Below are 20,044 nucleotides of genomic sequence, written 5' to 3' on the forward strand. Positions count from 1 at the left end.
CTTTTTAAACGTGAATTGGTAGTCCTGCAGCTAATTCCGCTGCATCCATAATTTCTTCACCCAACGTTGGATGTGGATGAATGGTTAATTCAATATCTTTAATTGTTAATCCATTTTCAATCGCTAAAGTTAGCTCAGAAATCAAATTAGAAGCTTCCGGACCCACAATTTGCGCTCCAATAATACCGCCAGTAGGATTATCCGTAATTAGACGGATAAAGCCTTCTGTTTGATCCATAGTCATGGCACGTCCACTAGCAGCAAATGGGAACTTGCTTGATTTAGCATCCAACTTCTTTTCAGCAATAGATTGCGGAGTTTCACCTACAGTTGCTAATTCAATGTTTGTGTAAGCAACGGCTGGCAAAACATAATGTGTATCATGAGCATCTTCGCCACCCATAGCAGCTGCTGCCACCTTAGCCTCAAAACTAGCCTTATGCGCTAAAGCTGGTCCAGCGACCACATCACCGATAGCATAAATATGTTTAACTGATGTTTGCATGGAATCATTAACTTCAATTAAACCACGCTTACTTAACTTGATATTGGTATTATTCAAACCAAGCTGATCTGTGTTAGGACGGCGGCCTACTGAAACTAAACAGTAGTCTCCGGTAACCGTCTTGGTTGTTCCATCAGCTTCATAGGTTACTGTAACATCTTTGTCAGTTTGGTTTGCCTCAACCGCTGTAGCTTCAGTAACAATTTCGACTCCATTTTTCTTAAAGTTATTCAAAACTGGCTGAATCAATTCACCATCAAATCCATTTAAAATGTGATCCAAACCTTCAATGATGGTAATCTTTGAACCAAGGTTCATGTAAGCTCCAGCAAGTTCCGCTCCAATCACCCCACCACCAATAATGATGAGATGTTCTGGAACATCTTTTAAGTTCAAGGCTCCAGTGGAATCAATTACTCGACCACTAAATTTAAAGTGTGGGATTTCAACTGGACGAGAACCAGTGGCAATCAAAGCTCTCTTAAAGCGATATACATGGGAATCATCTCCGTTGATTACGTTAACCGTTTCGTTATCATTGAAGTAAGCTTCTCCTCGCACAATTGCAACTTTGTGTTTCTTAAGTAAGAGTTCCACTCCACCAGTTAGTTTGTTAACAACCTGATTTTGTTTCCATTCTTGAGTTTTAGTGAAATCAATTTTAGATTCTGATACCGAAACTCCAAATGGATTACCATGTTGTAAAGTTGAGTAGAGGTGTCCAGCTTGAATCAAAGCTTTAGATGGAATACATCCAACATTCAAACAAACTCCTCCGATATAATCACGTTCAACAATCACAACTTTTTGTCCTAATTCAGCTGCTCGAATAGCAGCAACGTATCCACCAGGACCAGATCCAATAATTAAAGTGTCAACGTTAATTGCTTGTGTACCAACTACCATGACTACACCTCCATTAGCATGTAGGCAGGGTTACTCAAAAGTGCCTTCAGCTCATTCATAATTTTTTGTGCTAGAGCACCGTCAATTAAACGATGATCAAAGCTAAGTGATAGTTTTAATGTATTTCCAACTGCTAACTCACCATCTTCGTTAACCACTGGAGTCTTACGAATTCGTCCAATTCCAAGAATTGCACTTTCACCTGGATTAATAATTGGTGTAAAGAATCCACTTCCACTTTCTGAACCAATATTGGTGATAGTAACTGTGCCACCCTTAAGTTCATTAGGCTTCAAATCACCGGCACGACCACGGATGGCCATGTCATCAATTTCTTGCGCAACTTCCATAATTGATTTTGATTTAACATTCTTAACGTTTGGTACGAAAAGTCCATTATCAGTATCAACTGCGAAACTGACATTTGTATCTTCGTAATAAACGATTTCTTGTTTTTCAATATCAACCATTGCACTAAGTTCAGGGTACTTATGGGCTGCCCCAGCAAGGGCTTTCGCAATAAATGGCATATATGTTAGTTTGTAGCCTTTTTGTTTAGCTTGTTCCTTAAATTGGTTACGAAGATCCATTAACTTAGAAACTTCTACTTCATCCATGATTGTTACATGTGGAATCGTTTGAACTTGGTTAGTTAAAGTCTTAGCAATTACTTTACGAACTGGTGACAATGGTACCCGTCCAGCTTTAACTTCAGCTGGCGCAGCCGGAGTAACTGGGGCGCTTGGCGCCTTTTCTGATTCTGTTTCTGGAACTGAAGCAGCTGGGGCTGGGCTTGCTGTAGGTGCTGATGCAGGACTTGCTTTAAAGTTCTCCACATCAGCCATGGTGATATGTCCATGCCGTCCAGTTGCTGGCACCTGAGTTAAATCAATATCATTTTTTCTAGCATATTCTCGTACAGATGGCATTGCTAACAATTGTCCATTTGAAGTATATTCTGCACCTACCTTGGTTACTTCAGGTGCAGTTTGGTCAACTGGTGCGCTTGATTCTGGTTCCGGTTCTGTAGATGCTGGTGTTTCTTTAGGTACTTCACTTTCAGCACCAGCGCCACTTCCGTCACCGTCGAATTCAATCAATGGTTCGCCAACCTTAACTACCGTTCCCGCTTCTACGAAAAGTTTTGTAATCTTTCCACCATAAGGAGAAAGGATTTCTTGTAATAGCTTATCATTTTGAACTTCAGCTACTGCATCTTCTTCTTTAATCGTATCGCCGACTTTTACTAACCAGTTTGCAATTTCGCCTTCAGCCATTCCTTCGCCAATATCTGGCATCTTAAAAATTTCAGTCAAAGTTCACGACCTCCTTAACTTTTTCGATGATATCGTCTGCTTTTGGTAACCATTCATTTTCAGCAAGGGCAAATGGATATACTGAATCTGGAGCAGCTACCCGTCCGATTGGTGCTTTCAAACTCATAATGAAGCGTTCACTAATTTCACTCATTACCATTGCACCAATACCAGCTTGCCGTTGTGCTTCTTGAGCTACAACAACTCGACCAGTCTTTTCAACGCTTTCTCCAATTGTGTCGAGATCAAGTGGACTAACCGTTCTCAAATCTACAACTTCAGCGTCAATGCCGTCTTTAGCAAGTTCTTCTGCGGCCGCTAAGCTTGTATGTACCATTCCACCATAGGTGATAATTGATACGTCCTTACCTTCACGAATCACATTGGCCTTATCCAATGGTGTGGTGTAGTAACCTTCTGGAACATCGCCACGAATTGAACGATATAAACGAAGATTTTCAAGGAAGATTACCGGATCATTACTTTCAACAGCTGATAGTAACAATCCTTTAGCATCTGCTGGAGTAGCTGGCATAACTACTCGTAGACCAGGTGTTTGAGCTACTAAACCTTCCAAGGAGTCCGCATGCATTTCAGGGGTCTTAGTTCCACCGCCATAAGGAGAGCGAACCACAATTGGAAATGTACGTGTTCCATGGAAACGGAAACGTCCACGTGCCATCTGTCCTGCAAGTGAATCCATAACTTCATATACAAAGCCGAAGAATTGGATTTCCATAATTGGACGGTAGTTTTGGGTTGTCATCCCAATTGCCATTCCACCAATTCCACTTTCAGCTAGTGGAGTGTTGAAAACCCGATCTTCACCATATTTCGCCTGAAGACCATCCGTAGCTCTAAATACACCACCATTTTTACCAACGTCTTCACCAAAGATAACTACATTTTCATCGTTAGCAAGAGCTAAATCTTGAGCTTCAGTAATCGCTTGGATATATGTTTTTTGTGCCATGATTACTTGCCCTCCCCTCTAAATTTGTTAATTTGTTCTTGTGCAGCTTGTCCTGGAACTTCTAGAGTTTGTTCAATAAAGTCTGAAATCTTTTGTTTATCGATTCCATCTGCTTGTTTTACGCCGTTATCAATTTGTTCATTAACCACTTCGGTCCAGTCATTTTCAATTTCTTCAGACCAGAAACCCAATCCTTCAAGATATTTTCTGAAACGGATAAGTGGTTCTTTCTTAGTCCATTCATCAATTTCTTCTTGAGTACGGTAACGAAGTGGATCATCACCAGACATCGAGTGTGCACCCAAACGATTAGTAATTGTTTCAATAAATACAGGTCCATTACCATCAACTGCCCATTGACGTGCCTTCTTAGATGCTAGGTACATTGCAATTGGATCCATTCCATCCACAACCAAACTTGGAAGACCAGCTGCCCAACCTTTAGCTGCTAGATGAGGAGCCTTAGTTTGTAATTTACGTGGTGTTGAGATAGCGTATTCATTATTTTGTGAGAAGAATACGGCGGGTGCGTTATATGCGCCAGCAAAGTTCATTCCTTCGTAAAAATCACCTTGCGAAGTACCACCATCACCAGTGTAGGCATAAGCCACATTAGGTTGTTTACGCATCTTCAAACCTAGGGCTGCACCAGCAGCTTCAACATATTGAGCACCGATAATAATTTGTGGCATCCAGCCATTAACATCGTCAAATTCATTTCCTTCATAATGGCCACGTGACCACAAGAAAGCCTTATAAATCGGCCAACCTTTCATTACTAATTGCGGAATATCACGATAACCTGGGAAAAGCCAATCTCCTTTTTCAAACGCATAATTCGAAGCAATTTGAGAGGCTTCTTCCCCAATGGTTGGAGCATAGAAACCTAGGCGTCCTTGTTTTGCTAGTTTAGTGGAACGTTCATGTAGCACACGACTAAATACCATCTGTTTCATAAGTTCAACGAGCTGATCGTCACTCAAACCAGCCTCTTTAAGAGCATCCTCGTCTACAATCTCACCATCATTATTTAGAACTTGTAGCATTGGAAAACTGTCTGTTTGTTTTTCCATTTGAAGATTGAAATCTAACACTTGTTTATTGTCATCTTTTACAGCCATAACTAAACCTCCTAAGCTTCAAATAATTTAATTAATTCATCATCCGTAATGTTTCCGAAGTACCGGCCTTCATGGTTACGTTCAAAGACGGGCTTAATCTCTACAGTTTCAAATGGTAACCCAATAAATTGGTCTTTGATTTCGCGCCAATCGCGTAAACCAAGGAAATCGCCTGTGAAATTGATATCACGTATGGTTCCACCCTCAGCTTGGACTTGAACATCGATAATTCCACCGTCATATTTAGCATGGTTCTTAAAGTTAAATTCTGGTGAACGACCATAATTCCAGTCCCAAGTTGAAAACTTATCAGCCGTTAGTTGGATAATCTCCTGTTTTTGTTGCGGAGTTAACACAATCTCTTGGTCTTTCCCGTGATCGGTTAATTCGTACTGAACCGCATCCCAGAAATCTTGAAGGGTTAACCCTTTTGGAGCTGCATCTTTGATCATTCCCACTCGACTTCGGACCGATTTAGCAGCTTTTGAAATGAATTTTTCATCCGCTACATTTAAGGAACGAACCATGGTATCTACATTACTATCAAATAGCAATGTTCCATGATGCATTAAGTATCCTTTGGCATAGCGCTGGGCTACACCAGAGATTTTTTTACCATTTACTAACAGATCATTTCGACCGGAAGCCTCGGCATCAATCCCTAAAGTATGTAAAGCTCTTAATACGGGCTCAGAAAACTTTTTAAAATCAACATTTGCTGCTGATTCAATTGGTACAAATAAGGTGAAGTTCAGATTACCTAAGTCATGGTAAACTGCGCCACCGCCCGTCACTCGCCGGACAACCTCAATTTGGTGTTCATCAACAAAATCTTGGTTAACTTCCCCAAAAGTATTCTGATTCTGACCAACAATAATAGCATTATTATTCTGCCAAAGTGCAAAAACTGGTTCCTTGGCATTTAAATTATTTAGTAGCCATGTGTCCGTTGCAATATTAGTGTACGCATCTGTTCCCATGTATGTGACGTATCGCACAATCTAAACCCCCTTATCACGCTAATGGAAGCGCTTTCTAAGTACATCTTTATGATAGCACATTTGAACCGTTTTAGGGCTATTTTTTGGGTTTAAAATGTTTTAAATTGAATTTTGGTTTTGTGCAATTTTGTTCAAACCTCAACATTAAATTTACATATTTGAGCAAAGTTGTTAATTTTTATAAGATAAAAAGACTAGCTTCGAAAGACTAAAAAACCTCAAACTAATTCTGATAATTAGTTTGAGGTTTTGATTTTTTGACCAATTATAGATTTTCTTCAGCTTGAATTTCAGAAACACGTTCACTAATCTTCAAGAATGGTAAGTATAAGAATACTCCGACCACAATAATTAAGATTTGTAAAATAACTGCGCGCCAGTCTCCGGCTGTTGAAAGATATGGTCCGATCAAAGGAGGAGTTGTCCATGGTACTAATACTACTGTTCGACTGACCCAGCCCCAAAGTGTAGCAAAGTAACCCATCAAACTCCCAACAACTGGGAATAAAACAAATGGAATAATCAAAGGTAAATTAAAGACAATTGGAAAACCAAAAATCATCGGTTCATTAATATTAAAGATTCCTGGTGCCAACGATAATCCAGCAATTTGACGAGAAGATTTAGCTTTACTAAAAATTAAAATAGCAATAATCAACGCAATCGTACTACCTGAACCACCGATTAAGGTGTAATTACTTACAAATGAAGTTGTAATAATATTTGGAATGGCTTGGTGATGTGCATAAGCAGTCATGTTTTCGTTCATATTAACTAATACAAGGGGATCAAGCAATGCACCTGATAATACGGTTTGATGAATACCTAAACCAAAAAGGAAATTAGCTAAAGTATAAATTACACAGTAACCCACAATACTTGTATTAAAGCCTCGTAAAGGTTCTTGGATCCAAGTTTTAATTAAGTTGATTAAATCGGTGTTGAAAAATCCTGCCAGCAACGCTGCAATAATAGCAAAAAACGACATTAATAAAATGGCTGGAATTAAAACACTAAATGAAGCAGAAACTGCTGGTGGTACATTTTCCCCTAAGTGAATTTGTAATTTTTTAATCGAGGCAAGTTTGATAAAGAGGCCGGTTGCAATCAGCCCAACAAAAATCCCACCAAACATTCCTTGCGTTCCCGTATTCAAATAACTAAGTCCACCTGTGACCGTCGCCATTTTTGCCCCTGCTGAAGCAACCGTTCCTAACTGAATGCTTCCTGGCATTAGGATGAAAATACTTGCTAAAGACATCGCAGCAGCCGCAATTGGATTATTAAAGCCTTTATTACGAGCAAGACTATAACCGATCATTGGCGCAACTAAAATTCCGGCTACATTTAACGTCCCATTAACAATGGCGTTTCCAATCACTTGGAATTTTGTCAGCATATCCCCACTCAAAAACCAGGTAAAGACAACGTTATTTAACAATACCCCAATTCCGGCTACAATAAACATTGGTAAAATGACGGCAAAAGCATCACGGAGTGAACGGAGATATACCCAGTTTCCGACTTTAACTGAGATTTCAGTGAACTTAGCAATGAATTTAGAATTTTGCATCTTATCATTGACTGATTCTTTGTTCGAACTACCCATTTTAAATCCTCCCATTAAAGATCATTTTCTAAATCGTTCCCATTAGTTTCAATAACTTTTTTAAACCATTTATAACTCTTCTTAGGGACCCGTTTCATATCACGTAACTCGTGGTTGCCACGATTTACGTACACCATCCCATAGCGTTTTTCCATATTTCCAGAAGAACTAGGAATGTCGATTAATCCCCAACCAAGATAACCTAAGACTGGGACACCATCTTCCACAACCGCATCAATCATCGCTTGGATATGGTCACGATGATATTCAATTCGGTAATCATCTTGAATCTCTGTCCCATCGAATTTTTCACGATAACCGATACCATTTTCAATTGGAAACATGGGAATACCGTATTCGTTGTAAGTCTTAGTGATAACATCACGGAATCCTAATGGATCAATGTTCCATCCCCAATCTGTAGCCTTTAAATATGGATTTTCGACCCCTCCATAATCTAGATAACGATTAGGCATCGTTCCCTGTGGAATTTTGGTTGAATCAACAACGTTACTTGCATAATAACTAAACGAAATAAAATCACTCTTCAATTTTTCAAATGCTATTTGATCTTGTTCTGTAAAATCGATATCAAAATGATGATTCTTGATATACTGGGTAACCTCAGTCGAGTAGTGGCCGTGTACCCAAGCCTCCAATAAATTACGATTCAAAAATTCATCAATTTGGCGGGCCACATAAACATCACGCGGACGACAATTTTTAGGATAAGATTCCACATATGCTAACATCCCTCCAATTTGAGCATCACTAGTTTCGTGCACATAATTAGCGACTTGGGCATGGGCGGTCATTACGTGATGAGCAATTAACTGGAGTTCTTCGTCAGTTTGGTCACCTTTCAAATAGCCTGCAATGTGGAAAGCTTCTGTCTGTGAATATAAGTTTTGTTCATTAAAAGTTACCCATAGTTTCACACGATCGCTAAAGCAATCCACCATTTTCTTACCAAAACGCACAAATGCGTCAACCACGTGGCGACTCATGAAGCCGTTGTATTTTTCCGCTAAATGTAATGGCATATCGAAATGATACAGGCAAATCATCGGCTTGATTCCACGTTTCAGTAAATCATTAATTAATCTGTCATAATATTGGATACCTTCTTCATTAAAATCCCCATCTCCGGTAGGGTTTACACGACTCCATGAAATTTGGAAACGATAACAATTCATTCCTTGATTAGCCATCAAATCTAGGTCTTCCTCATAATGATGGTAATTATCAATAGCAACATCCCAGTTTGAGGTAGTTTCGGTTGCTTCATATGTATCATAAACTGATGGTCCCTTACCGCCTTCATGAACACCTCCTTCTGTCTGCATGCTTGATGTTGAGTTTCCCCATAAAAAATTATCTGGTAGTTTTCCTTTCAAAATAACGCTCCTCTCTAATTGAATTCGCTTTCATTATAGCTTTATTTTTTATTTAAGTAAATACTTTTATTTTAAAAGACTATACTTTTATAAAAATTGTGATTGTATTTAAGATACGCTAAAATGAGGGTAACGTCTTAGAACGGAGTTTTAAACAATATGTATAAATACGAAAAAATCTCGCAAGCGATTCGCAAACAAATTATTGAACAAAAAATTAAACCTGGAGCTTTACTGCCGGATCAAAATCAATTAGCTAAAGAATTTAATACTACTCGTATAACGATTGGCAAAGCACTCCAATCCCTAATTATTGAAGGGCTTATCTATAGCAAACGTGGTGCTGGGACGTTTGTTAGAAAAGATGCTCATTTGAATGACGAATTTACTAACGATGTTGATAAACCTTTGGGGACTACCTCGACTCATCCGCATAGTAAAGTCACCAGTAAATATATTCATTTGACTGCTCGGATTGCTAACGAAGTCGAAAAGAAAAATCTTCTACTAGAAGATGGTGAGACGGTCTACGTCATCAAACGGACGCGTTTTATCGAGGGAAAAGCTTATAGTTATGAACAAACAATTATGCCAACTAAAATTGCAACAATAACCGAAGAAGTTTTAAAAAAATCTATTTACCAATATCTAGAACATGAGTACCATTTAGAATTAGCTGGTTCCCATCGACAAATCACTGCCCGTAAAGTTTCTGAAGAGGACGCTAAATTTCTGGGTGAAAAGTTGGGCGATCCAATCCTAGTGATTAGCCAAACTAGTTACTTAGTAGATGGAACCCCTTTTGAATTTTCTGAATCTCGTTTTCCATACCGATCTAGCGCAGTATCTGCGGATGTCAATTTACTTGAATAAAAAAAGCGTTCAGAAAAAATTTTCTGAACGCTTTTTTTATTTTTTAATTTTTAAAATAGATTCTGTATCCATTCGTTTAGAAGTTATGCGGTTTACTTGTGCCTGTTCATCTTCAAATCCTAAGCCAATCCCAACGATAATTTCCTCATCACTTGGAATATTTAACTCCTCTCTTAAAATCTGCGGATACTTCACAAAGTTATATGCGACGATCGAGTCAATACCTTGTTCAGTCGTGGCCAACAAAATATTTTGACTAAATGCACCTAAATCAAACAAAGACCATGGTGTATATCCTTTTGGTAAGGTCAAATAAACTACAGCTTGAGCATTATAAAGCTGACTGGCTTCTTTACCCAAAGTTTCTTGCCAATTATCTCCCAAAACTGCTGGTATGCCATGGCTCCATTCAGCCATGTTCTTTTGAGCTTGTTCGGACCAGCGCTTCCGCGACATTGGAGGAATATCCGAATTAGTTTTTGCTCCTGTAATTGCCAATTCCTGTTGTTGCTTTCTAATAGCTTCCAAAGTCTCACCTTGGGCTACATAAACTTTTTGCGGTTGCGAATTGACCCATGAAGGTGCTTTTTGAGCAATTCCAATCATTTCTTTTAATTGTTTTGAATCTATTTTTTGATCCGTAAAATGACGTACGGAATGACGCTTTTGAATTGCCTGTTTGACTTCCATCCTGTCTAAACCTCCGAATCGTTTATTGCAAATTTAGAACCATACTGCAGGTTTTAGTATACGACTTAAAGTTTACTTTAAGTCAAGAGTTGAAAAAGTTTATTGCTCAATAATCTACCAAATTAACTTTATCAGAAATTGACATGACTTTATTTTCACCTTTAAATTCCATTTTAGCCCATAAACCATAACGACCCCCAAAAGCTAGAGTCTTAGTCTAACTTTTGAGGGCCACTATAAAATTATGTTGTAGTTTTTTATTTATCAGTGTTTTCCGCAGCAACCTTTTGGAATTCGGCTACTAAATCGGCATTTTCCGTAACCTTGAAGTTCATTCCATTGCTAGCTGATTGAGAAGTTACTAATACTTCTGGTTGGCCATTATGGAACGTAAATAAGTACATGTATTGGTCACCAGTATATACAGCTACTACCTTGTATTCACTGTCTGCCTTTTCACTTCTTGTCCATTGCATGGAAACCTCTTGCTGGTTGACATATATTTGTCCCTTAGAGAGATAGTCAGGGAAACTTACTCCACCGAAACTAACGGATGCGTTAGCATTCGTACCTGTGTAAGTTTGGCCCATGGTTTGTTGCCAACTTGAAATGAAAGCTGCCAATTCTGAATCTTGTTTGTCAGTCCAAATTTTCTTTTCAGTCTTTTTAGTCTTCTTTGAAGAAGATTGTGCTTTAGATGAACTTGATTTACCTTCTTCAACTTTGATCACTTTTGTACTACTTGATCTATCAGAAGATGAAGTTGTGTTCGTGACGTGATTAGGATAAAAGAACTTATACCCTGCAATCACGACGATTAACGCGAGAATAACCCAAACCACCGAATTGATTGAGCCAAACGAGCGCTTTTCTGGTTTTTTCATATGTCGCATAATAATCACCTCGTTTAGTCTATTATACAGTAATTTGATAAATTGGAAATTAACTGTAATTACTCTTTTATAGAGGACTACTTAATTTATAAAAAATCACATTACATCAAACCTGACGTAATGTGATTTTTAATTACCTTCTATCTTTCAACTTCTTGTAACTTTTGATTGTCATCTAGTTGAGATTTACCTTCTAAATGTTTCTTTTGAAGTTGAACCATGCTGAACCATAGCAATGCAAGAGCTATAATTGCGAACAATAATAGAGCTCCCATTGATTGAACAACCGTGATATTTCCTAAACCAGACGTAATGGATTGACGGAATGACAAGATTGAGTACGTCAATGGCAAGAATGGATGAATTGCATTATAGAAACTGTTTGTAACTTCCATTGGGAAGGTACCACCCGAACCACCAAGTTGAAGCATCAATAGAATCATTGCAACGAATCGACCAGGATTATCGAAGGCCATCGATAAGAACATAACGATGTACATCGACGTCAAAGCAATCATAATTGCGGTTAAGTAGTATTGACCTACATGATCAACATGGATACCAGCAACCATCATAATCGTTGCTTCAATCAAGGCCATTCCAAGAGCAACCGCTGTACCAACTGATACTTTACTCAAGAACCAGTCTGTAGCTGTACCACCACGCTTAGAAATCTTACGGATTGGGTAAGCGAAGTTAAAGACGATGGCACCAACATAAAGGGCTAATGAAAGCACATATGGTGCCAAAGCATGCCCATAATTTGGCACATAACTGTAATCAGTTTGTTTCAAATGGGTTGGAGCAGCGAACATTTGAGCAGTTTTGCTTGTAAGAGGAACACTGTTAACTTGTTTTGAACCCTTTTCTAAACTATCTGCTAGCGTACCATTACCATCACTAATTTGTTTGCTACCGTCAAGCAGCTGATCAGAGTTAGCATCTAATTCACTTGCACCGGCATTTAGTTTATTAACACCGTCAATTAGTTCACCTGTACTTCCATTTAAGGTTTGAAGTCCATCATTTAAGGTATGACTTCCTGAATCTAACTGTTGAACGCCACTAATCAAGGTTCCTGTGCTTCCGTTTAGAGTTTGAAGTCCGCTATTCAATGTGTGACTTCCTGAATCTAATTGTTGAACGCCACCTACAAGAGCTGGAATTTGACCATTTAATTGGTTAAGTCCACCAGTAACTTGTGATGATCCACCAACTAATTGGTTGCTACCAGCAGCTAACATTCCTACACCACTAACCAAGGTTGGCATTTGTGAACTAGCAGTACTGATACCACCATTAAGTTGGCTTACACCATTTACTAAAGCAGCTCCGTTTCCACTAAGTTGAGAACTACCTTGAGTTAATTGGCTAATTCCAGATTGTAATGCCGGCATTTGGCCATTGATAGTAGTTAAGGCTGTATCAAGTGTTTGAGCACCGCTAGTTAACTTCTTAACATTATCTGAACTCTTATTAGTTTGGCTAGCTAAATCACTTGCACCGTTGTTCAATTGCGACACACCATCAGATAACTTAGATGCTGAGCCTGAGAATTTATCCACGGCACCTGAAAGCTTGCTTGAGCTGTCTGAGAGGACCTTCAAGTTATCAGTAACACTTTGTGATCCTTGAGCCAAGGCTTTAATCTTAGCAGCTAATGTGGCCATTTCGTCACCGTTTGCAGAAAGTGAATTTATTCCTGAAGCAACCTTTTGGAATGAAGCACTTAAAGTTGCAATCTTAGCATCTAAATCAGCTTGTTTTGAAGATAATGAATTCAATTTTGAAACTTGACCTTCAACACTACTAATTTCACCTTGAATTGCTGAAATTTTACTTGTATCAATAGTTTGTGAGGTTGTAGTTGATTGGGCTGTGCTTGCACCAGAACCAGCAACACCTGCTAAAGCGGCCTTAGCTTTAGCTGCATCTTCTGCGGATAGACCAGCTCCATCAATTTTAGCGTTGATTGTAGCTTGTGATACTCCTGAGGATGCTGGTGCTGCTTTAGTAGTAGTCGTTGTTTTAGCTGAACTAGCTAAAGCACCGACATCACTCTTAATTTTATTTAGTTGGCTACTAATTGAACTAGCTGCACTAGAATTGTTTCCGCCAGAAACATCTGTTTTAGATAGCGCTGCTAGTTGTGAATTGATTGAATTTAATTCACTCTTCAAAGCACTAGCTTGCTTACTCATATCAGATGGAGTAATTTGGCTTGAAAGTTGGTTCAATCCGTTAGAAACTTGGCTATTAGCACCATAGAGTTGTTTTGAACCACCCGCAATACTATCAACAGCTGACTTCATTTGGCCAACGCTTGATGGTAAGTCCTTAGTATTATTAGCTAAGCTAGCAATACCACTTTGTAAAGTGGAAGTACCATCAGAAACTTTAGTAGTGTATTCGTTGATTCCGCTATTTAAATCACTTGCTCCAGATGAAATTTGTTTGATGCCACCTACTAATTCACCAGTATTAGCATCTAATTTTTGGATACCACTATTAAGTTGATAAACACCACCAACATATTGAGGAACTGCAACATTTAGTTGAGCAGAACCATCTTTTAGTTGTGATACGCCAGTAACTAAAGCACCACTCTTAGATTGTAATTCAGAAATACCTTTATTTAGAGCAACTGCTCCGTTAGTAACTTGTCCTGAACCATTAGCCAACTGTGATACACCAGAAGATAGGGCACCAGTTTTGCTGTTCAACTGATCTAAGCCAGCTGATAATTGACTTGAACCACCAGCTAATTGAGCTACACCGGATGCCAAAGTTCCAGTCTTACTGTTTAATTCATCCAAGCCACCAGTTAATTGGCTTGAACCATCTGCTAACTGTTTTACACCAGATTGCAGAGGAGCCACAGAAACCGCCATTGTAGCAATTCCATCGTGTAATTGTGATACACCGGCCGTATAAGTCTTAGTACCATCGTTTAGTTGAACCGCGCCGTCTTTAAGTTTATTAGCACCATCGGCCGCGTCTTTGAAACCTTTACCAGCTTTTTTAACTTGATCAAACATAGCTGTAGCATAAGATTTAGTAACTTGCTCCCGTACTTGAGAGTTTAACTTTTCTGTACCTACGTCACTAATTACTTTACCAATGTAGTTTAGCGAAGCATTAGTAGAATACTTCAACTGCATCTTTTTAGGATTTTTATCTGTTACAGTTGCAGCATTTGCTGAGAAGTTCTTAGGGATTGTGACTACTGTATAGTACTTTTTATCCTTCATTCCTTCTTTAGCTTTATTAGCTGAAACGAATTTCCAGCCTAACTGGTCATTTTTCTTCAGATTGGAAACCATCTCGTCCCCAACTGCGAGTTTTTTACCTTGATACTCAACGGGTTTATCTAAGTTAACCACTGCGACTGGCAAATTTTTTGTATCTCCATACGGATCCCATACTGATTTCAAGAAGAAAACACTATATAGGAAAGGAATGAAAATAATTGCCAGAACTGAAATTAAGATTAACTTATTTTTCCCTATAAACTTCCATTCTTTGCGAATCATCCAACTAGTCCCCTTTAACCTTTAATTTATATATCCGGATATATGAATCATGATGTACTTCTAAAAGATCTATCGCAATAACTTCTTATCTTTTCTCAAGATGTCAATCAGTTCTTGGACCTGAGCCAATGCGTCTTTGATCGTCAATTGGTAAATATTACTTGTCCCAACCTTGCGGACGGAAACCAAATTGAGGTCTTTTAACTGCTTGATATGGTGTGATACGGCTGGTTGTGAAAGACCAATTAGCTTAGTTAGTTCACTCACCGTCAGCCCCGCATCACTTTCGCCAAGTGTAATCATAATTTGTTGACGGCGTTCGTCAGAAAGGGCATCCAACAGTGGGATGTTCTTCTTGAACGCAGCAAGAGCAGCATTGTTTTTGACCATCTTTCTCCTCCATTCGAATATTCGAATATTTAAATACAAATTAAATCTTAACGCTAAATTTAATTCAATTCAACCTTAAGATTAACTTTAATTATTTTTCTTCTAGATCAGACAATAAGTCCTTAGCCATCTTCTTGGTAAGCATAGAAATAATGGCACTATGCTGGAGGGAAACCACCGCCGTTTCGGCTAATAGTTCGTTCCACAAATTACGCGGTCCATGTTGAGAAATTCGTTGGACTTCTTCGTTAAAAGCATTCACAAAATTATTGTAAGCCCTCCTTGAACTGGTCAACTTAAGTTCAGCTTCGAACCCTCGTTTAATTTCATCTAAACTCAAAATGCTTTTTAAACATCCAATGATGATGACAGCAGCCAGTTGCATCCGTCCGTACAGTTTACCTTGTGGGCGAATAATGACTGCTTGCTTCAGATAATTATGCATCATCGTTGGTGTTAACAAATCGACTTCTAATGGACGCAAATAATTATTAGCCAAATCAATTACTTGGTCCAAATGAAGTTCAATATTTGGTAATTCATCCCATTTGGGCAAGCTCATTTTGGCAAAATTTTCTAATTGTTTTGAATCCATTTGATCTCCTTCAATTACCTTATTTAATAATTTGTACACCAATGCCAATTAATCCTGGACCGGTATGTACTCCCAATGCAGGTGAAATATCTCCATTATAAAATTTTCCCATATTAGGGTATTTATTTTTAAACTCAGTACTAATTTGATTCATTAACCCCTCATTGAGACCGTGTACCACAGCTAAATTAAACTTTTGAGCATTTTCAAGGGTATCATCAACTAATTGTAGCATTTTTTTAAGGGCTTTTTTCTCCCCATGTGCCTTCGCCACTGGATAATAAATTCCCTCATCATCACATGAAATAATCGGCTTCAAATTAATAATGGAACCCACCAAGCCGGCGACACGTCCAATTCGCCCACCCGCAATTAAGTATTTTAAAGTTGGAACATAGAAAAATACCTTCGTTTGATTAGCTACCCGCTGAACTTCCTCAACGATCTGATCGAACTCCCAGCCTTCTTCAATCACTTCACTTGCTCTTACTGCAGCAAACCCACTAGCAACTCCAATATTTTTAGTATCAATTACCTCAATTTGAAGTTGGGGGTAATTTTTAGCATATATTTTAACTTGCTGTGCTGTTCCAGATAATCCCGAGGAAATGCAGACAGCAATAATTTGCGTAAAGCCTCGTTTTGACAAATTGTCTAGTGCTTTTGTGATTAATTCACCCTTAGGACTGGCCGTAGTTGGCAAAGGATTGGCCTTAGCCAACTTTTGATAAAATTCATCTGGCTCAATATTTACACGATCTTGGTACTCTTCTTCCCCAAAGAAGACTCCCATCGGAATCATTTCAAAATATTCCCGATTGGCAATTTCAGCTGGTACATCGGAACACGAATCGACCAGCACCGCTATTTTTTGTTTAAGCATGCTAACTTCCCCTTTGTTTTAAAAACTATCTATCTAGTTCATAAAACTAGTATAACAATTCCGATGACTAACTTAGCTATTTAATAAATTTTTCCTAGTACTACTAGCTTCTTTTCGTTACATTAAACTAACGATTGAAACAATCCGGTGGTATTAAATGGTAGAATAGTTTTAATATCTTTCAGAATATCGAGGTTTCATCTTGAATAAAATCGAATTAGCAACCCAATTTATCCAACGACACTTACACCAATTTCAGTGTCCCATCTGTAAATCGAATTTCAATGAAGTTCAATCCGGGACTTTAATTTGTAATAATCAGCATTCATTTAATATTGCCAAAAAAGGAAGTCTCTTCTTTTTAAATAATCCTGTTAACACTGAATATACTAATGAGATGTTAACTTATCGAAATCAGTTTTTGACGGCTGGTTTTTTCAACCCGATGTTAGAAGAAGTTATCAATAATATTTCGGGAGATTTAATTTTAGATGCAGGTTGTGGAGAAGGAACTACTACTAAATGGATGGCATCTCATTTCGACGGAGACTTCGTGGGTTTGGATATCTCTAAACCAGCGATTAATATTGCCGGCTCTGGAATTGCTCCTCAACCCTATCCTTTATTTATGGTGGGCGATTTAGCTCAATTACCTTTCGCAGATCAAGGTTTAACTTCAATCGTCAACATTTTATCTCCAGCCAATTATCAAGAATTTGATCGAACGCTGGCAACCCATGGTGAATTAATTAAAGTGATTCCTGGAAATCATTATCTAAGTGAACTTCGACAACTCGTCTACCCTGATGGTGAACATGCGACCTATGATAATGCTCCGGTTAAAAACCATTTTATCGAACACTATGAACACGTCGAATTTTCTAAAATCAGCTATAAATTTCCGCTTAATGATAAATTATTCACGGCTCTTTTCAATATGACACCTTTAACTTGGCAAGCTCAGGATCGTAAAGAGGCTATTTTACAAGATGGGTTAAAAGAAATCACGGCGGAATTTGAAATTGGTGTAGTTCATAAATAATAAAAAGGCTTCAATCAATGTTAACGAATTGATTGAAGCCTTTTTTTATATTATTAATATTTTAAATTTATTGTAGTTTTTGAATGTACTTGGATTAAGTACTTACTTATTCTTGTCTATTTATTTTCAAATAACATGGTCAAACGTACCTAAAAAATGTCCTAATATCATGAACAATGTCTCGCAAAGCCTGAAAAACAAGTTTTAGAATCCATCAAACAGCACTGTTATCCTGAAGTTTGCATATAACTTAAGTTTTAATTGAAAAATAATTGGGTTAAAACAAAATGAATATCTTAGCTAGAATGCAGATATTCACAAAAACATAATTAATAATACCCTTTGCTCCTGTACCCGAAGCAACATCTTCAACCTTACGCTATTACTTCAGCAGTGTCAAATTTAACGAATTAAAGTTTAAAAAGCTCCACCACCGGAACCTCCTCCAAAACCACCAGAACTACCTCCACTAAATCCGCCGGACGAACCACTGGAACTAGCTGATACTGAGTGTGAAATAGAAGTACTAATACTGTTAGCAATACCTACATGCATTCCATTGATTCCATAATAGTAGGCATAAAATGGAACATTTTCATTTAATTGAGTTCCAAAATCCGTCTTTAGTTTTTTAGCAACCTTTTCTGCCAACCCAAAAGCGGTGGCATATGGCAAAATTTGTTCCCAAAGAATTAGGTCACCAATCTCAGCCGTATTAAAATGAGCAATATCTTTCATCATCTGTTTAAATCCTCGGATTTGATTATATTGCTGCAATCCAGCCTCGTTATACATTGAAACCTTATCCCAAGTAGCTAAAACCCAAGCTTCAATTATCAACGTTAAGACTATTCCGCCTATCCAGTACAAGTTAGTTGCTTCCCCAAATCTTCCGATAATTCCTACTATGAAAGCAAGGATTGGAGTAGCAATTGCTAGCCCAAGCAGTCCATGACGATAACTAATATTATACGTATCTTTAAAGCGGGCTAAATTGGTATCAACCTCGGACTGCCACTCCTTGTACCATGTAGCTACATTATTCTTCTTGTCTTTTTTAGCATAATCATTAATTTGCTTGATAGTAACTTGTTGACCATCACCAATGCGGTCCAAGCAGCGATCAACAAAGGACATGTTGAATTTACCTTGACGCTCAATTTCAGTGGTTTCCTTACCTCGCTTGCCATAGGGAATCTGTTTGAACTTCAATTTACCTTCAGCCGCCAAAACTAACATTTCAGCAGAAACACCCTTAGTATCAGCTTTACTCTTGTTAAATAGCGCTTCTGCCTCTGCTGGTGAGATGCTTGGGACGTCAAAACTATGTTCCATGGGCGTCGGGATATCATATTGATGATATCCATGTTTTTTTAACCAACCCATCATACCGATTAAAATCAGTACACTTATGATGGCACTGGTAATTTTAGCATAAGCCGCAATGCGTTGAGCTCTTGCTTGGGCTTCATTTTCACGCTTTACCAGTTGATATTCCTGTTTTTTTACTGCTGCTAGATGATTTTGATTAACAATTTTTTTATTATCGGGAGTTAAAGCCGTGGGGAATACCATATGTGCTTCCACAAAAGTGTTCTCTGGATTGTCTCCTATATCTAAAGTTACTTTACCTTTAGCTTTATCCACCGTAGTGTAGCCTGCAGCCTCCCCATGAGACCAAGCATGAAGTCCTTTAACATTCTTTCCAGGTAATTTAATGGTGACTTGCGCATCCTCTAAGGGTACGTCCCAACCCGATCCAATTACTTTCCAATTAATTTCAGCTGTATCTTTGTAGTTGGTCACCACCCCGTTAATCCGATAATGGTACGTAATTTTGGTTTGGTCATCACTTGATACAGCATTATAAACCCTAATTTTCATTTGCTTTTTACTTGATTCAACTTTAGCAGTTAAATTTTCACCGCTGTTATTAATAGGAACTTGGTTTTGGGTTCCCTTGTTATTAGAAACGGTAATCCCCTCTAATTCTGCTCCCGCAGTTCCTCTTAAATCTTGAGTCAAATAAACTCCATGATAATCATCATCAAAGTCGTACAAAACACTTTGATTGATGTTGGCGCTCCCATCCTTATTTACATTAATCTGCATTCTAAATTGTGAAATTTCGTAATCCGCCTTAACTGTCTTAACATTCCAAAAAATACCGAAGGTTAGCATCGTGACTAACAATAGGAACGTTCTTTTCGTAAAAAATTTCATATTACTCCCCCAAAAATTGTTCAATAATCCCCGTTAAATGTTAGTCAAAGTATAGCATACGTGAGCAGGTGCGGACGATGGTAGAATCTGTTTC

General features: G+C 38.2%; 16 protein-coding genes. 2 read left to right on the forward strand and 14 right to left on the reverse strand.

All coding sequences use genetic code 11. The features are described from left to right. Positions 1-4 precede the first annotated feature (4 nt). The 7 genes from lpdA to HFC68_RS04050 form a co-directional block, all read right to left on the reverse strand. A complete protein-coding gene (gene lpdA / locus HFC68_RS04020) occupies positions 5-1,411 on the reverse strand; it encodes a dihydrolipoyl dehydrogenase (protein ID WP_160211259.1) in 1,407 nt (468 codons plus the stop codon). A 2-nt stretch (positions 1,412-1,413) separates the two neighbouring features. Continuing rightward, complete coding sequence (locus tag HFC68_RS04025; RefSeq protein ID WP_167399693.1) at positions 1,414-2,727, reverse strand: dihydrolipoamide acetyltransferase family protein; 1,314 nt, start codon at positions 2,725-2,727, stop codon at positions 1,414-1,416. Continuing rightward, the gene (locus tag HFC68_RS04030; RefSeq protein ID WP_002834184.1) at positions 2,720-3,700 is read right to left on the reverse strand and encodes an alpha-ketoacid dehydrogenase subunit beta; all 981 of its coding nucleotides are present in this window, start codon (positions 3,698-3,700) and stop codon (positions 2,720-2,722) included. The genes HFC68_RS04025 and HFC68_RS04030 overlap by 8 nt, the downstream gene beginning before the upstream one ends. A 2-nt stretch (positions 3,701-3,702) precedes the next feature. After that, complete coding sequence (locus HFC68_RS04035; RefSeq protein WP_167399694.1) at positions 3,703-4,821, reverse strand: thiamine pyrophosphate-dependent dehydrogenase E1 component subunit alpha; 1,119 nt, start codon at positions 4,819-4,821, stop codon at positions 3,703-3,705. Between the two features lie 11 nt (positions 4,822-4,832). Then, positions 4,833-5,819: a lipoate--protein ligase gene (locus HFC68_RS04040; protein ID WP_011673870.1), complete on the reverse strand. Its 987-nt coding sequence runs from the start codon at positions 5,817-5,819 to the stop codon at positions 4,833-4,835. 268 nt (positions 5,820-6,087) lie between these two features. Beyond that, positions 6,088-7,431: a PTS sugar transporter subunit IIC gene (locus HFC68_RS04045; protein WP_011673871.1), complete on the reverse strand. Its 1,344-nt coding sequence runs from the start codon at positions 7,429-7,431 to the stop codon at positions 6,088-6,090. 14 nt (positions 7,432-7,445) lie between these two features. After that, a complete protein-coding gene (locus HFC68_RS04050) occupies positions 7,446-8,828 on the reverse strand; it encodes a glycoside hydrolase family 1 protein (protein WP_011673872.1) in 1,383 nt (460 codons plus the stop codon). Between the two features lie 159 nt (positions 8,829-8,987). Between HFC68_RS04050 and HFC68_RS04055 the strand changes: the two genes are divergently transcribed. Further along, positions 8,988-9,701, forward strand: a complete 714-nt coding sequence (locus HFC68_RS04055) for a GntR family transcriptional regulator (protein WP_011673873.1) — start codon at positions 8,988-8,990, stop codon at positions 9,699-9,701. 36 nt (positions 9,702-9,737) lie between these two features. Here the strand turns inward: HFC68_RS04055 and HFC68_RS04060 are convergent, their stop codons facing one another. The 6 genes from HFC68_RS04060 to HFC68_RS04085 form a co-directional block, all read right to left on the reverse strand. Further along, positions 9,738-10,391, reverse strand: coding sequence for a nitroreductase (locus tag HFC68_RS04060; protein ID WP_011673874.1), 654 nt, complete (start codon positions 10,389-10,391; stop codon positions 9,738-9,740). A gap of 257 nt (positions 10,392-10,648) precedes the next feature. Then, on the reverse strand, positions 10,649-11,284 hold the full coding sequence (locus HFC68_RS04065) for a DUF4767 domain-containing protein (RefSeq protein WP_011673875.1): 636 nt from the start codon (positions 11,282-11,284) through the stop codon (positions 10,649-10,651). Between the two features lie 140 nt (positions 11,285-11,424). Beyond that, entirely contained in the window at positions 11,425-14,817 is a 3,393-nt protein-coding gene (locus HFC68_RS04070; RefSeq protein ID WP_011673876.1) for a YhgE/Pip domain-containing protein, read from the reverse strand. Between the two features lie 69 nt (positions 14,818-14,886). After that, positions 14,887-15,207: a helix-turn-helix transcriptional regulator gene (locus HFC68_RS04075; RefSeq protein ID WP_011673877.1), complete on the reverse strand. Its 321-nt coding sequence runs from the start codon at positions 15,205-15,207 to the stop codon at positions 14,887-14,889. A gap of 91 nt (positions 15,208-15,298) precedes the next feature. Next, complete coding sequence (locus tag HFC68_RS04080; RefSeq protein WP_049752783.1) at positions 15,299-15,802, reverse strand: DUF1836 domain-containing protein; 504 nt, start codon at positions 15,800-15,802, stop codon at positions 15,299-15,301. Between the two features lie 19 nt (positions 15,803-15,821). After that, on the reverse strand, positions 15,822-16,685 hold the full coding sequence (locus HFC68_RS04085) for a DegV family protein (protein ID WP_167399695.1): 864 nt from the start codon (positions 16,683-16,685) through the stop codon (positions 15,822-15,824). A gap of 202 nt (positions 16,686-16,887) precedes the next feature. Here HFC68_RS04085 and HFC68_RS04090 point away from each other — a divergent pair, with 202 nt between their 5' ends. Continuing rightward, a complete protein-coding gene (locus HFC68_RS04090; protein ID WP_011673880.1) occupies positions 16,888-17,727 on the forward strand; it encodes a methyltransferase domain-containing protein in 840 nt (279 codons plus the stop codon). A 417-nt stretch (positions 17,728-18,144) separates the two neighbouring features. Here the strand turns inward: HFC68_RS04090 and HFC68_RS04095 are convergent, their stop codons facing one another. Next, on the reverse strand, positions 18,145-19,950 hold the full coding sequence (locus tag HFC68_RS04095) for a DUF2207 domain-containing protein (RefSeq protein WP_011673881.1): 1,806 nt from the start codon (positions 19,948-19,950) through the stop codon (positions 18,145-18,147). Positions 19,951-20,044: the final 94 nt, after the last annotated feature.

It is taken from the genome of Pediococcus sp. EKM201D (genome assembly GCF_011800215.1).
In the GTDB taxonomy this organism is placed as follows: Bacteria; Bacillota; Bacilli; order Lactobacillales; family Lactobacillaceae; genus Pediococcus; species Pediococcus pentosaceus.

Bases quoted from the DNA above. Each gene is read 5' to 3' on its own strand.
- lpdA (WP_160211259.1), bottom strand. From the start codon at position 1,411: ATGGTAGTTGGTACACAAGCAATTAACGTTGACACTTTAATTATTGGA.
- HFC68_RS04030 (WP_002834184.1), bottom strand. From the start codon at position 3,700: ATGGCACAAAAAACATATATCCAAGCGATTACTGAAGCTCAAGATTTA.
- HFC68_RS04035 (WP_167399694.1), bottom strand. From the start codon at position 4,821: ATGGCTGTAAAAGATGACAATAAACAAGTGTTAGATTTCAATCTTCAA.
- HFC68_RS04045 (WP_011673871.1), bottom strand. From the start codon at position 7,431: ATGGGTAGTTCGAACAAAGAATCAGTCAATGATAAGATGCAAAATTCT.
- HFC68_RS04055 (WP_011673873.1), top strand. From the start codon at position 8,988: ATGTATAAATACGAAAAAATCTCGCAAGCGATTCGCAAACAAATTATT.
- HFC68_RS04060 (WP_011673874.1), bottom strand. From the start codon at position 10,391: ATGGAAGTCAAACAGGCAATTCAAAAGCGTCATTCCGTACGTCATTTT.
- HFC68_RS04065 (WP_011673875.1), bottom strand. From the start codon at position 11,284: ATGCGACATATGAAAAAACCAGAAAAGCGCTCGTTTGGCTCAATCAAT.
- HFC68_RS04070 (WP_011673876.1), bottom strand. From the start codon at position 14,817: ATGATTCGCAAAGAATGGAAGTTTATAGGGAAAAATAAGTTAATCTTA.
- HFC68_RS04075 (WP_011673877.1), bottom strand. From the start codon at position 15,207: ATGGTCAAAAACAATGCTGCTCTTGCTGCGTTCAAGAAGAACATCCCA.
- HFC68_RS04080 (WP_049752783.1), bottom strand. From the start codon at position 15,802: ATGGATTCAAAACAATTAGAAAATTTTGCCAAAATGAGCTTGCCCAAA.
- HFC68_RS04085 (WP_167399695.1), bottom strand. From the start codon at position 16,685: ATGCTTAAACAAAAAATAGCGGTGCTGGTCGATTCGTGTTCCGATGTA.
- HFC68_RS04095 (WP_011673881.1), bottom strand. From the start codon at position 19,950: ATGAAATTTTTTACGAAAAGAACGTTCCTATTGTTAGTCACGATGCTA.